The 13,903-nt window shown below is 65.4% G+C and carries 13 protein-coding genes and 1 pseudogene; 7 read left to right on the forward strand and 7 right to left on the reverse strand.

The features are described 5' to 3' along the window. Positions 1-29: 29 nt before the first annotated feature. Positions 30-1,112: an acyltransferase family protein gene (locus tag H4O22_RS18120; RefSeq protein WP_182524708.1), complete on the reverse strand. Its 1,083-nt coding sequence runs from the start codon at positions 1,110-1,112 to the stop codon at positions 30-32. A 149-nt stretch (positions 1,113-1,261) separates the two neighbouring features. Here H4O22_RS18120 and gmd point away from each other — a divergent pair, with 149 nt between their 5' ends. The 3 genes from gmd (at position 1,262) to H4O22_RS18135 (ending at position 4,807) form a co-directional block, all read left to right on the forward strand. Further along, on the forward strand, positions 1,262-2,242 hold the full coding sequence (gene gmd / locus H4O22_RS18125; protein WP_182524709.1) for a GDP-mannose 4,6-dehydratase: 981 nt from the start codon (positions 1,262-1,264) through the stop codon (positions 2,240-2,242). Between the two features lies 1 nt (position 2,243). Beyond that, entirely contained in the window at positions 2,244-3,188 is a 945-nt protein-coding gene (locus H4O22_RS18130; RefSeq protein ID WP_182524710.1) for a GDP-mannose 4,6-dehydratase, read from the forward strand. A gap of 161 nt (positions 3,189-3,349) precedes the next feature. Then, positions 3,350-4,807, forward strand: a complete 1,458-nt coding sequence (locus H4O22_RS18135) for a sugar transferase (RefSeq protein ID WP_182524711.1) — start codon at positions 3,350-3,352, stop codon at positions 4,805-4,807. Positions 4,808-4,880: 73 nt separating this feature from the next. Here the strand turns inward: H4O22_RS18135 and rfbA are convergent, their stop codons facing one another. Beyond that, entirely contained in the window at positions 4,881-5,744 is an 864-nt protein-coding gene (gene rfbA, locus H4O22_RS18140) for a glucose-1-phosphate thymidylyltransferase RfbA (protein WP_182524712.1), read from the reverse strand. Between the two features lie 57 nt (positions 5,745-5,801). Between rfbA and rfbB the strand changes: the two genes are divergently transcribed. Both rfbB and H4O22_RS18150 read left to right on the forward strand, forming a co-directional pair. Beyond that, positions 5,802-6,800 (forward strand): dTDP-glucose 4,6-dehydratase, encoded by a 999-nt coding sequence (rfbB, locus tag H4O22_RS18145; RefSeq protein ID WP_182524713.1) that lies wholly within the window; start codon positions 5,802-5,804, stop codon positions 6,798-6,800. A gap of 240 nt (positions 6,801-7,040) precedes the next feature. Then, complete coding sequence (locus H4O22_RS18150) at positions 7,041-8,423, forward strand: sugar nucleotide-binding protein (protein ID WP_182524714.1); 1,383 nt, start codon at positions 7,041-7,043, stop codon at positions 8,421-8,423. Here H4O22_RS18150 and H4O22_RS18155 read toward each other — a convergent pair. From H4O22_RS18155 to H4O22_RS20790, 4 genes and pseudogenes are all read right to left on the reverse strand, one after another. Beyond that, on the reverse strand, positions 8,405-8,752 hold the full coding sequence (locus tag H4O22_RS18155) for a phosphomannose isomerase type II C-terminal cupin domain (RefSeq protein ID WP_182524715.1): 348 nt from the start codon (positions 8,750-8,752) through the stop codon (positions 8,405-8,407). The two genes, H4O22_RS18150 and H4O22_RS18155, sit on opposite strands and share 19 nt — an antisense overlap. 141 nt (positions 8,753-8,893) lie before the next feature. Then, positions 8,894-9,181, reverse strand: a complete 288-nt coding sequence (locus H4O22_RS18160; RefSeq protein WP_182524716.1) for a DUF2516 family protein — start codon at positions 9,179-9,181, stop codon at positions 8,894-8,896. 53 nt (positions 9,182-9,234) lie between these two features. Next, positions 9,235-9,372 (reverse strand): annotated as a pseudogene (locus H4O22_RS20890) (IS3-like element ISPfr13 family transposase); the annotation flags it as partial. A gap of 213 nt (positions 9,373-9,585) precedes the next feature. Beyond that, positions 9,586-9,714 carry a hypothetical protein gene (locus tag H4O22_RS20790; protein ID WP_280530169.1) on the reverse strand — a complete coding sequence of 43 codons (129 nt, stop codon included), beginning with the start codon at positions 9,712-9,714 and terminating at the stop codon, positions 9,586-9,588. 549 nt (positions 9,715-10,263) lie between these two features. On the opposite strand from H4O22_RS20790, the gene H4O22_RS18165 reads away from it, so the two are divergent. Beyond that, complete coding sequence (locus H4O22_RS18165) at positions 10,264-11,220, forward strand: nitroreductase family protein (protein ID WP_182524717.1); 957 nt, start codon at positions 10,264-10,266, stop codon at positions 11,218-11,220. Positions 11,221-11,443: 223 nt separating this feature from the next. Further along, positions 11,444-12,697: a lipopolysaccharide biosynthesis protein gene (locus tag H4O22_RS18170; protein ID WP_182524718.1), complete on the forward strand. Its 1,254-nt coding sequence runs from the start codon at positions 11,444-11,446 to the stop codon at positions 12,695-12,697. 103 nt (positions 12,698-12,800) lie between these two features. Here H4O22_RS18170 and H4O22_RS18175 read toward each other — a convergent pair whose 3' ends face one another. Then, a complete protein-coding gene (locus H4O22_RS18175; protein WP_182524719.1) occupies positions 12,801-13,886 on the reverse strand; it encodes an EpsG family protein in 1,086 nt (361 codons plus the stop codon). Between the last annotated feature and the right edge of the window lie 17 nt (positions 13,887-13,903).

Below are 13,903 nucleotides of genomic sequence, written 5' to 3' on the forward strand. Positions count from 1 at the left end.
GGGCGCCCCCGCGAACCGCGGTCAGAGCCTCAACGCGTGGCAGACCCCACAGGTCCCGAGACCTCGAACCGCGACTTGAATCGCTCCGATGCTGGCGTCTCGATGAGCCGGTGGGAGAGCCACGCCGCGACGAAGGTGCCTCCAAATGTCAGCACCGTCGCCATCGCGAGGTTCTCGCTGAAGCGAAGCGCAACCGCGATGACGAGGATGTGCCACAGGTACATGGCATAGGACACCCCACCCACCCAAGCAACCGGCCGCAAGGCGAGGGTTCTCGCAAGCAACCCACCCTGTGCCGTGATGACGTGACCGAGCACCAGCGCGGTCGCCACCGCAACGATTGAGGTGCCGATCGTGTTGCTCAACACGCCTCGGACGCCGTCCGCCTCGGGATCCGCAACGAGCATCGCGATCACGACGACAGCGACCGATGGCCACGCGCCAACCCGACAGGCCGCCGAGGTCCGGGACGGCACCAGACGCAGCAACAGGGCGAGAAGTGCGCCGATCGCGAGCTGATCCATCACGGCGTGTGTCCCGAACAACAGGTGCGCGTCGTCAGCACCGCGGATGGTCACGAGTCGGATCCCCAAGCTGCAGACAGCCACGCCCACGAGAGCCCATGCGAGAGCGAGTTCCGAGGCCCGACGCAGGAGAACCAACAACGTCACCGGCCACACCAGATAGAACTGCTCCTCAACCGACAGCGACCAGAAGTGCCCGAAGTAGGCCAGGACCTCGAACTCGGTGCCCTGGAAGAACCAGTGCCAGTTGGAGAAGTAGAACAACGCCGGAAGTACCGCCTGATAGGTGCCTCGCGCTTCGTCCGTACCGGGGGACACGATCGTCACGAAGGCCAGGGTCGCGGCCATGACCACGGCCAACGCTGGCAGCAGCCTGACCGCTCGACGGCCGTAGAACGCTCCGAGACGGATGGTGCTGGTCCGGTCGCGTTCGCGCAACAGCAGCGTCGTCATGAGGTAGCCGGAGAGCACGAAGAAGACGAGCACTCCGTAGCCACCGCCTCGGAACACCGGGATGCCGATGTGCGACAGGATCACGGACGTCACGGCAAACGCGCGAACACCGTCGAGGCCTTCGATTCGTGTCACGAGAGCAGAGCCTCCCAGAGGCCGCTCGCTGGGCGCAGGCGGATCGCCTCGTCCATGAACATGCCGGATCGGCTTCGACACGACGGCGGCCCCACGGCGAGGCCGGGCTTCGCGCAGCACCAGTCGGTCGCCGCTGGCATGATCCGTGCATGCCCACCGCGCTCATCACCGGCATCACCGGCCAGGACGGCCTCTATCTCGCCGAGCTGCTGCTCACCAAGGGATACACCGTCCACGGCGTGATCCGTGGTCAGAACAACCCGAAGCGCGAGCTGGTCGAGGAGCTCCTGCCCGACGTCCGACTGCACAACGGCGACCTCACGGACATGTCGAGCCTGCTCCGGGCGCTGCGCGACTCCGACCCCGACGAGGTCTACAACCTGGGCGCCGTCTCCTTCGTCGCCTACTCGTGGGAGAACGCGCACCTCACCACCGACGTCACCGCCAAGGGCGTGCTGAACATGCTCGAGGCACTGCGCCTGCACACCGGCGACCGCCCCGAGCACGTCCGCTTCTACCAGGCCTCGAGCTCGGAGATGTTCGGCAAGGTGCAGGAGACGCCTCAGCACGAGCGGACCCTGCTGTGGCCGCGGTCGCCGTACGGCGTCAGCAAGGTCTTCGGCCACTACATGACCATCAACTACCGCGAGTCCTACGGCATGCACGCGTCGTCGGGCATCCTCTTCAACCACGAGTCGCCCCGGCGCGGGCCGGAGTTCGTGACCCGCAAGATCAGCCAGGCGGTGGCTCGCATCCACCTCGGCCTGCAGCGGGACCTCACCCTGGGCAACCTCGATGCGGAGCGGGACTGGGGCTTCGCCGGCGACTATGTCGAGGCGATGTGGCTGATGCTCCAGCAGCCGGTCGCCGACGACTATGTGGTCGCCACCGGGGAGACCCATTCGATCCGTGACTTCCTCGACGCAGCCTTCGCCCACGTCGGCATCGAGGACTGGACGCCGTACGTGCGCCAGGACCCGCAGTTCATGCGCCCGGCCGAGGTCGACACCCTGGTCGGCGACGCCAGCAAGGCCCGGGAGGTCCTGGGCTGGAAGCCCCGGGTGTCCTTCGGGGAGCTCGTCGCGATGATGGTCGACGCCGACCTCGCCGCCGCACAGCAGGGTTGGTGAGATGCCCCGCGCATTCGTCACCGGCGCGAGCGGCCAGGACGGCAGCTACCTCGTCGAGCGCTTGCTGGACGAGGGGTACGACGTCCACGCCCTCGCCCTGGAGGGCGAGGGCGCGGCGAGCGCCCGCGTCAGCACGCATGTGGGCGACGTCGCGGACGTCGAACGGATCCGCGCCCTGCTCCTCGACCTCGACCCGCACGAGGTCTACAACCTGGCCGCGGTCAGCTCCGTCGCCCGATCCTGGGAGGAGCCCGATCTCACGAGCCGCGTGAACGGCCTGGCCGCTGCCGCCCTCCTCGAGAGCGCCTTCCAGGTCCAGGAGAGGCACGGGCACGCCGTCCGGTTCGTGCAGGCCTCCAGCGCCGAGATCTTCGGCGAGCCCACGGTCTCGCCCCAGGACGAGACCACCCCGATCCGACCGATCAACCCGTACGGGGCGGCGAAGGCCTACGCCCACCTCATGGTCGGGGTCTACCGCCAGCGCGGGGTCCACGCGGTCAGCGCGATCCTCTACAACCACGAGTCGCCTCGCCGCCCACCCCACTTCGTGACTCGCAAGATCACCGCCGGGGTCGCCGCCATCCTGCGCGGTGAGACCGACACGATCACCCTCGGGAACCTCGACGCCCGCCGCGACTGGGGCTGGGCTCCCGACTACGTCGACGCCATGGTCCGGGCCGCCCGAGCCCCCAGGGCTGCGGATTACGTCGTCGCGACCGGGGAAGGCCGGACGGTCCGGGACTTCGTAACCGCCGCCTTCGACTATGCCGGGGTCACCCAGTGGGAGCAGCACATCAAGGTGGACCCTGCGCTCGTGCGGCCCGCCGACGTGACCGACCTGACCGGGGACTCCAGCAAGGCACGCGCCGAGCTGGGCTGGGCACCGACGCTTTCCTTCGAGGACGTGGTCTCTCGGATGGTCGAGGGAGATAGAGCGAACTCCTGATTGTCCTAGGATCGGCGTTTACTCCAAAGCCGAATAAGTCCGCGCGATCGCTGCTTAACTTTCCCGAGCCACGCGCGTTATACCAGCCAAGAACAGTTCAAGTGGCAGCGCTGCCACAAACCGTGAGCTCCACCCGCGCCGGGTGAACTACTGGGAAACACATGTCGATCCTCTCTGAGCAGCGCGGACGTCTCAGTTCCGCGAAGCCGAGCCGCGCTCTGCACTACCTCCCCGCTACCACGCTCCTCCTCGACCTCGTCGTCCTGGTTGCCTGCACGGTCATCGCCGTCCTGGGTCGAAAGCGGCTGGGCTTCTTCGACTCACCTGCTGACCTATCTGACGAGTTGGTGCTTCTCGGCCCCGTCATGGTGGCAGGGTGGCTGCTGGTCCTCTCGCTGTTCGGCGCCTACGAGAAGACCGTCTTTGGCGCGGGCACCGACGAGTACAAGCGTGTCGCCAACGCGACTCTGGTGGCCGCCGCCCTGGTCGGCGTCGGTTCCTTCGTCACCAACGCCGATCTCAGCCGCGGCTTCTTCGTACTGGCCTTCGGCCTCGCACTTCCTCTTCTCCTGCTGTGCCGCCGCGCGTTGCGCCGCATGCTGCACAGCGCCCGCCGCCGCGGCGTCCTTCGCCACCGGGTCCTCATCGCCGGATCCCCGTCCCACGTCGACGACGTCGCGGCCGTGCTTCGCCGCGAGACCTGGCTGGGCTACCAGGTGGTCGGGTGCGTGACTCCGGCGCACGACCTCACCGAGGAGACGAGCCTGGGCGTGCCGGTCCTGGGCAACGCCGACGAGGCCACCTCGGTGGTGCTCGAGTGCGGTGCCGACGTCATCTTCTTCGCGGGCGGGGCGCTGGGGTCCGCCAATCAGATGCGCCGGATGGTCTGGGACCTCGAGCACCACGACGTCCAGGTGGTCGTGGCGCCCAGCGTCACCGACATCTCGAGCGAACGCGTACGCGTCCGTCCCGTGGGTGGCCTGCCGCTGATGCACATCGACCCGCCGGCGTGGAGCGACGCCTCCCGGTGGGGCAAGCGCACGTTCGACATCCTCGGGTCCGCCGCTCTCATCCTCGCCTTCAGCCCCGTCTTCCTCGTCGCGGCGTTGCAGATCAAGCTGCACGACCGGGGTCCGGTGCTGTTCCGCCAGACCCGGATCGGGCGGGACGGCGAGAGGTTCGACTGCCTCAAGTTCCGCAGCATGGTCACGAACGCCGAGGAGCTGCTCGCGAAGCTGCACGCCGAGCAAAGCTACGAGGGCGGCCTGTTCAAGATGCAGGACGACCCGCGCATCACCCGCCCGGGCAAGTGGCTCCGTCGTTTCTCTCTGGATGAGCTGCCCCAGCTGCTCAACGTCCTCAAGGGCGAGATGAGCCTCGTCGGGCCGCGGCCGCCGCTCCCCCTCGAGGTCGCGAGCTACGAGGCCGACACCGCGCGCCGCCTGCATGTGCGCCCCGGGATGACGGGCCTGTGGCAGGTCTCGGGGCGCTCGGACCTGTCCTGGAGCGAGGCGATCCGCCTCGACCTCTACTACGTCGACAACTGGTCGATGGTGCAGGACCTGTCGATCCTGATGAAGACCTTCGGCGCGGTGTTTTCGAGCCGGGGAGCCTACTGACGGAGGTCGAGCAGGGAGGCGCTCCAGCGCCGACCGTTGCCGAGACCGGTAGGCGACTTGCCAGCCCTGTCCGTCAGTGCGCCAACAGGTCCATCAGGTACGCGCCGTACCCGCTCTTCATCAGCTTCGACGCCCGCTCCGCGAGACCGTCGTCGTCGATGAACCCCATCCGCCAGGCCACCTCTTCGGGCGCGCCGATCTTGGTCCCCTGGCGGTGCTCGATGGTGCGCACGAAGTTGCTGGCGTCGTTCATGTCGTCGAAAGTCCCGGTGTCCAGCCACGCGGAGCCGCGCGGGAGCACCTCGACCTGCAGGCGACCAGCCTCCAGATAGATCCGGTTGAGGTCGGTGATCTCAAGCTCGCCCCGCGCCGACGGCTTCAGGTCCTTGGCGAACTGCACGACATCGTTGCCGTAGAAGTAGAGGCCCGGCACCGCGAAGCTGCTCTTCGGCTCCGCGGGCTTCTCCTCCAAGGACAGCGCCATGCCGTTCTCGTCGAACTCCACCACGCCGTACGCCGTGGGATCGGCCACGCGGTAGCCGAAGACGGCCGCGCCGTCGAGATCTCGGAAGCGCTGCAGGCGGGTGCCCAGGCCCTCGCCGTAGAAGATGTTGTCGCCGAGGATCAGCGCGACGCGGTCATCGCCGATGTGCTCCTCGCCGATGACGAACGCCTGGGCCAGCCCGTCGGGGCTGGGCTGGGTCGCGTAGCTGAGGCGGATCCCGAACTGCGAGCCGTCCCCCAGCAGCCGCTCGAACAGCGACGCCTCGTGCGGGGTCGTGATCACCAGGACGTCCTGGATACCCGCCAGCATCAGGGTGGAGAGCGGGTAGTAGATCATCGGCTTGTCGTAGACCGGAACGAGCTGCTTGCTGATCCCGAGCGTGATCGGGTGCAGCCGCGAACCAGTGCCGCCGGCCAGGATGATGCCTCTCATGGCGGCGACCCTAGCCAATCGAGGTCAGGCGCTCTGAGGTTCCCTAGACTGGGAGCCGTGAATCGACTCCTCGTCACCGGCGGCGCCGGCTTCATCGGCTCCAACTTCGTCCACCACGTCATCGAGCACACCGACGCCACAGTCACCGTGCTCGACAAGCTCACCTACGCCGCCAGCCGGGAGTCGCTCGCCGTTCTCCCCGACGACCGCGTCTCCCTGGTCGTGGGCGACGTCGCCGACGCCGCCGTCGTGGGTCCGCTGGTCGCCGAGCACGACGCGGTCGTCCACTTCGCCGCGGAGTCCCACAACGACAACTCGCTGAACGACCCCAGCCCGTTCGTGCAGACCAACCTGATCGGCACCTTCACGATCCTGGAGGCTGTTCGCAAGGCCGGGACCCGGCTGCACCACATCTCCACCGACGAGGTGTACGGCGACCTCGAGCTCGACGCCCCAGAGCGGTTCACCGAGGCCACGCCGTACAACCCGTCGAGCCCCTACTCCTCGACCAAGGCCGGATCCGACCTACTGGTCCGCGCCTGGGTGCGCAGCTTCGGGGTCCAGGCGACGATCTCGAACTGCTCCAACAACTACGGCCCCTGGCAGCACATCGAGAAGTTCATCCCCCGCCAGATCACCAACGTCATCGACGGCGGCCGGCCCAAGCTGTACGGCGCCGGGCTCAACGTCCGCGACTGGATCCACGCCGACGACCACTCCTCCGCCGTGCTCAGGATCCTGCAGCAGGGTCGGATCGGCGAGACCTACCTGGTCGGCGCCGACGGCGAGCAGAACAACCTCGACGTCGTCCGGATGATCCTGCGCCACTTCGGCCGCCCCGAGGACGACTTCGACCACGTCAACGACCGCGCCGGCCACGACCTGCGCTACGCGATCGACTCCACCAAGCTCCGCACCGAGCTGGGCTGGGAGCCCCGCTTCAGCGATTTTGAGAAGGGCCTCGCCGACACCATCCAGTGGTACGTCGACCACGAGGCCTGGTGGCGCCCCCACAAGGACACCGTCGAGGCCACGTACGCCGCCCAGGGCCAGTAACCCACCCCCCACCGGAGCTTGAGCAGCAAAGAACGAAGACCTGACCGGTGCCGAAAGCCCAACAACCCACCACCGGTGGTTGAGCAGCGAAGGACGAAGTCCCGAGCGATGTCGAAACCCCCACAACCCACCACCGGTGGTTGAGCAGCGAAGGACGAAGTCCTGAGCGTGTCGAAACCCCCGCAGCCCCACAAGCAACACCAACCAACCGAACCGAACCGGACCAACGAAAGCAGCCCGATGAGCCTCCCCACTCTCGAGACCACTCCGATCCCGGGTCTGGTGGTGCTGCGGCTCGACCTGCGTGAGGACGCCCGCGGCTGGTTCAAGGAGAACTGGCAGCGCGAGAAGATGGTTGCGCTCGGCCTGCCCGACTTCGGGCCGGTGCAGAACAACATGTCGTTCAACGCCAAGCGCGGCACCACCCGAGGCATCCACACCGAGCCGTGGGACAAGTTCGTCTCCGTGGCCAACGGTCGGGCCTTCGGCGCCTGGGTGGACATGCGCGAGGGCGAGTCGTTCGGCGCGGTCTTCACCGTCGAGCTAGACCCAGCGACGGCGGTCTTCGTCCCCCGCGGCGTCGGCAACAGCTACCAGACCCTCGAGGACGGGGTCACCTACTCCTACCTCGTCAACGAGCACTGGCGACCGGCCACGCCGTACCCCGCGCTCGACCTCGCCGACGCCACCGTCGCGATCCCGTGGCCGATCCCGCTCGACGAGGCGGAGATCTCCGACAAGGACCGGGCCAACCCCGCCCTGGCCGAGGCTGAGCGAATGGCGCCCAAGAAGACCCTGATCATCGGCGCGAACGGGCAGCTCGGCCGTGCTCTCCAGGTCGAGTTCCCGGACGCGGAGCTGGCCGACCTGGCCGACCTCGACGTCACCTACACGGACGCCGTCACTGCCTGGCCGTGGCACGAGTACCAGCTCGTGCTGAACGCGGCGGCCTACACCGCCGTCGACGCCGCCGAGACCAAGGAGGGACGTCGCGCTGCCTGGGCCGCCAACGCCCAAGGGCCGGCGACGCTCTCCCGGCTCGCCGCGGAGCACCGGTTCACGCTGGTGCACTACTCCTCGGACTATGTCTTCGACGGGACCGCGGAGACGCACACCGAGGACGAGCCGCTGAGCCCGCTGGGTGTCTACGCGCAGACCAAGGCGGCCGGCGACATCGCCGTCGGGCTCGCGCCCCGCCACTACCTGCTGCGCACCTCCTGGGTGATCGGCGAGGGCAAGAACTTCGTGCGCACCATGCAGACCCTCGCCGAGAAGGGCGTGACGCCGTCCGTGGTCGACGACCAGGTCGGTCGACTCACCTTCACCTCCGAGCTCTCCCGCGCGACCCACCACCTGCTGGACGTCGACGCCCCGTACGGCACCTACAACCTCAGCAACGGCGGGCCCACCACCTCGTGGGCCGACCTGGCCAAGGAGGTGTACCGCCTCAGCGGACGGTCCGCGGACGATGTGACGCCGGTGAGCACCGAGGAGTACTCGGCCGGCAAGGAAATGGCTGCGAGGCCCAGCAACAGCGTGCTGGACCTCGCGAAGATCGTGGCCACCGGCTTCGAACCGGAGGACGCGCTGGTGGCGTTGGCGCGCTACTGCGAGCGGCCGTAGTCGTCCTCAAGGCGGACGATGTCGTCCTCCCCGCAGTAGTCGCCGCGCTGCACCTCGATGATGACCAGCTGCTCGTCCTCGTTGTTGCAGATGCGGTGCGGCTGGCGGACGTCGATGTCGACGCACTCCCCCGGCCCGACGATCGAGGTCTCGCCCTCGATGATGCACGTGGCCTTGCCGGTAACGATCACCCAGTGCTCGCTGCGGTGGTCGTGGGTCTGGTAGGAGAGTCGCGAGTGCGGCTTCACCTCGATCCGCTTGACCTTGAACCCGTCACCCTCGTCGAGGACGTGCCAGGAGCCCCACGGGCGGTCCTCGGACATCGTCATGCTCTCCCCCTCATCGTCCTGCACAGTCTTTCAACCTGCGCAGGGATAACGGTAGGGGCGCGCCCCCCGGCTACGTCGGAGTTCGAGCAACTTGTGGACGACCAACCTGCGGATGTTGTCGCCTAGCCCCTCACGTCGTCCTCAGCGTCGCCGCAGCCCCGCGAGCGCCGGACGGACGTCGGCGAGAAAGACCAGCGCCGCGATCAGAAACGCGAGGCTGATCAGAAGCGGCAGACTGATCCCGATCAGGGAGAAGAGCGCCCCCAGCCCCAGCACGATCGTCCAGCCCTGCTTGGTCCACTTGCCAGCGGCGTTGTAGGCCTCAGCTGAGTAGGTCAGGCTCATCACGAACGCATAGATCGACACGGCGATCAGCACGAAGTGGATCAGCAAGCCGACATACGACTCCACCGCGAACACCTCAGCCATGGTGCCATCCTACTGCTCACTATCCTTGAGGCGCCCCAGCTTCTCCGCGGCCCCTATACGGGGTGCGGCTCTCGATTGAGAGTCGCGTAGTGGGGTTGCTCGAACTCCACTGGGGTGATCATCCCAAGCGTGCCGTGCAGGCGCCGGTTGCTGCACCACCCGACCCAGCCAGCGGTGGGGAACTTAACGTCCCCGCACGCCCTCGTGGTCTGTGCCACGCCAGGTCACGGACCTAGTCGATGACGACTGCGTCGCTGATCGTGCAGATCCCTCGACCCGGCGGTTCGCGCCCGTCCAGTCGCGGCAGGTCCGTGCGACGATCTGACAGCCCTGCTCACCCAGAACGCGACAGGTCGACTCGACCGCATGGCCTTCGACCCGCAGCTCGTCGCTGAACACGACGATCAGCGATTGCGGGGGTCGACCTCCCTGGCGAAGAAGATCGAGGCCCTGCACAGGATCTCGTTGTCCTCCTTGAGTCGGCGGACCTTCGCCTTCAACTCCTTGACCTCAGCCAGTTCCTTGCTGGTCACACCCCGACGATGACCGCCGTCGACCTGACCCTGGATGACCTAGCGGCGCACGGTCTCCTTGCCCAGTCCTCGCGACACGCGACGACGTCAACGGCCGCGGTCAGCGGGGAGTTGACCCCGGCAGACGCTCCAGCACCTGTCGCACGCACCGCTCCTTGACTGCGGGATCGATCTTCTGCGGCATCATCCTGAGCTCAAACAGGAGCGGCAGCAAGCCTGAGGCGCTTCAACACGAGGATCGGATCATCGAACACCTCAGAGGTCGCGGCCGACGAATGCAAAGTTGCATCGACGAGAGCCCTCCTTGATGGTGGAACTCTGTCCCCCGAGAGAACAACTTTTCCAGCAGTTGAGGGCACCTCACTTCACGACGTGCTCACCAGGCCACCTCATCGGTGGATCGAGGCCATGGCCGTGACCAGCGTGTTGCACTAGTCGACATACACGAGGATCCTCGCGTGAGAAACTCGATGGCATCGGACTGCCCACCGAGCGCATCGCGGTTGTTGGGGTCCGTGAATCAAAGAGCCGTTCACCGAAAGGAAGTTTGTGAGCCTGAAGAGCCGAGTCGGCAAGACGGCGCCTCGATGGGTTGTGCGACGGTACCGGCGTTATGCGACCGCCCTGGAGTTCGTGCGGGACTATCGCGACTATGCCGCATCTACTGCTTGGGATATGGGTGCAGCGGGTTCGGACGATCGTCGAGACGATCAGGAAGCACTTGAGTCGAGATTGATAATCGGATATCACGGTCTGGAGAAGGGCACGAGCTTCCCCGCACCGCGACGCCCGTACGGTGCGGCTCGTCGAGCTGAGATCGACCAGCTCCTCGCTCTCAGCAAACGCAAGGGCTACCAGCTTCGCAGCGAGTCCCACGCCCGGTCGGCGGTCGCCTCTCTGGATGACTTCAATGCCAATGGCTCGTTTTCCGACGAGGTGACGCCCGTCTCAAACTGGGACGGCAGCGCCCACGACTACGAGTCTGTCGCGCGGTTTGTGGGAAGCCGGCACAGTGTGAGGAACTTCGACACCAGGAAGCCCGTGGACCTCTCAATCATCCGCAGGGTCGTTGAACTCGCAGGCTCCACGCCATCCGTGTGTAACCGTCGCTCGTACCGGGCCCACTACTTCGACGATCGCGACTCGATCGATTCATTGCTCTCACTGCACAATGGGAACTCCGGTTTCGGACACACCGTTCCTGGCCTGTTCGTGGTGACCGAACGACGCTCCTCGTTCGTCGGGGCCGGCGAACGCAATCAGCGATGGATAGACGGGGGTCTCTTCGCTATGACCCTGGTCTGGGTTGCCCACGCCCTTGGGCTTGGCACGTGTCTACTTAACTGGTCTCAGCCCAATGCGCAGTCGGACCGGCTCCGCAAGGCGGCCGCGATCCCCAACTCTGAAGACATCATCGTCATGATCGCGGTTGGTCATCCCGCCCCCGGCCACCGCGTACCTCGGTCCCCCCGGCGGCCGACCGAAGAGATCTTTGTTCATCACTGAGTCGGGATGGACTAACTACTAAACGCTCTCGCCACTGGAACGGGGCAATGCAGAGCCGCGGCCGCCCCGGACCCTTCCTAGTGGCCGACCGCGAGCCTCGCATCCTCGCAGGATCCAGGGCGGCGGCACCGAATTGCGCCCGAGTAAATCGATCCGACTAACAGGGATCCGAACTAGCGCCAAACTGGCGGCGGTGGGCATCAAGTAGTGAGGAGCGGAGGACATGCTGAAGCGCGTATCTGCACTGACAGTCGCTGCCGGATCATTCAGCATCCCTGTCGCTCAGTGGGTGGTCTTCTGGCTAGTCGCGCGTGCTGGAGGTACCGCGGAAGCTGGAGCTTTCGCCCTCTGTCTCGCCGCCGGAACAACCATCTTCACCATCACCAACTTCGGCTTGCGTGACAGTTACATTACACTGCACCAGCGCTACCGGCTCCGGTCGTACTTCCTCCTTCGCATAGCGGGGGGAGTACTTGGAAGTGCCGCATTCCTCGGATTTGCGGCCACCTATAGCATTGACTTCAGTCTTGTTGCGGTCATCCTTTGGCAGAAGGTCGCAGATTCATTCGGCGAACTCTTCTGCGCATCGCTCCAGCGGAGGCGTCGACTGGGGTCCTTCGGTGCGGTGATGCTCTGCAACGGAATAGCCAGCCTTGTCCTCGCATTCGCAGCAAGCGCTGCTACCAGTTCCACGACGGTAATCGTCGGCGCATCTGCTATCGGGTCATCACTGTCCCTCGCGGTGGCAGCCTTCCTCGTCTGCCGACGGGTAGAGACCTGCCCAGGTGGGGCGCTACCCTCCGTCTCCGATCTGGTCACGATCACCAGACTCTCCAGCCCCATCGCTGCATGGCAGGGTACTGCCATCCTTGTACTCAATCTTCCCACGTGGTGCGTCGCGGCGCTGGGCGAACCTGAGGACATTGGTCGGTTTGCTGCCCTCGCCTACCTGTTAATTGCCGGGTCTCTTATCGGCACGACCATCAATTCGATCTACATCGGTGAGTACCAGGGCCTCCTCGAGTCCCGAGGTTCCGCGCACGTGATCCGGACGGCGCTGCGGAGCGCGCTCTTCGCTGCCGCTTGCGGCTTGGCCTTCTCAACCGCGTTCGCGACCTTCGGCAGCTCGATGATCCAGACAATCTACGGCGAGGGGTTCAAGTTCAGTCACGCAGACCTGGCCCTAGTGGGTGTCGCCGCTGCCCTCAATCCCGCGAGTCAAGTCATCGCTGCGGGGCTACTCGTCCTGAACCGCTACGGGCGGCAGTTCCGAGTGGTGGCAGTCTCGGGAGTTCTGATGCTAATTGTCGCGTCGGCCATGGGATCGTCCGAGGCGCCAGTAATACTCACCGGCTGCTTGGTAGCACTGGTCGGCAGTGGGACGAAATTCGCCCTCTCCGTCCGATATCTACGCCTCCCGACCGCCTCAGTCCCCACCGGGGGTCCGCTCAGTCCCTCGGGCCACCGACCCACGTAGTAACTGCACAGTGCTGCAGTGGCCACAGACCAACCAAACCGACTGTGACCCGCCAACTTCTCGCCGTGGCCCCTCCGACCCTTGGCCCAGCCTGAGGTTAGATTTAGAGCCACGTCCGGTACGGCAAGAGACCCCCATAGTTCAAGAGATACATGGCCATATAGCCAGCGCCGACCAAGACGATCAGGCTGGGCCTGGTGAGCATCTTGAATCTGCCGGACATCACGAGTTGACCAATTAGAAATGGCAGAAAGATCGCGGTGTACTCCGAGAGTCTTGTCGCAATCGGCACTGAAGTTCCAAGCATGGCGAGTGGGCCCGTGAGCGCGTAGAAACGCACCCAAGAAAGTTCGCGGCTCGTCCAATCGGAGCCCTTCAGAAGTAACATTGCTGCCCCGGCGTGAAAGAACGCGAGCAAGACCGTGCCAAGACCAGCTGTCGTTCCCGACATGACATATTCAGAATAGCGTTCGTTCAGCGAGCGCAGGATGGACAGTAAGGCAGGGACTGCGAGAATGACGCGACTTCCGGCGGCCGCCACGGCAAGTCCGATCAGAATACCTGCGCGATCGACTCGGAGGCGAGAAACCGTAAAGTACAGAATCAACGCAACCAGCGCAGAGATGTGAATCAGGCAGGCGAGAATCGCTAGCAATAGCCCCACGCGCCAGCGGCGACTCACCACTACTACGGCAAGCGCGAAGAGAGCAACCGCCAAACCTTGGCGCACGGTGTTGAATGGTGCGAGATAACTCGCGAATAGAATAAAGGTTGCCAAGGCAAGGCCCGGCCGAGGCGACGCCAGTCTGATTGCAGCGTATGCACAGCAAACCGTGAGGGCGCTTGCCACCAAGAACAGGTGACGGGCATCCCCTCCAGCTGTCTTAACGGCTAATGAGAGTAGGGTGAACCCGACCTCCTGCGGAGAATTTTCAATCGACCAACCCCAGTCATGGACCCACAATGAGTCATAGATTCGGCGATAGAGGTCGTAATCAGTCCCGACATTGAGCCGGGTCCCCGCGAAGAGGACAAGGGTCCCGAGCGCCGCAATCTCGAACGGACTTACCGCCATCCACTTCAGTCGATTGCCCGACCCCTCATGGATCTGCGTTTCCTTGCCGAAGATCTGCGCCGACAGGTGCACCAGCAGTGGAGCCAGAATCGCCACCGCGAAGTACGCAATCACTTGTACTTCTTAGGATA

Source organism: Nocardioides dongkuii, assembly GCF_014127485.1.
GTDB classification, from domain to species: domain Bacteria; phylum Actinomycetota; class Actinomycetes; order Propionibacteriales; family Nocardioidaceae; genus Nocardioides; species Nocardioides dongkuii.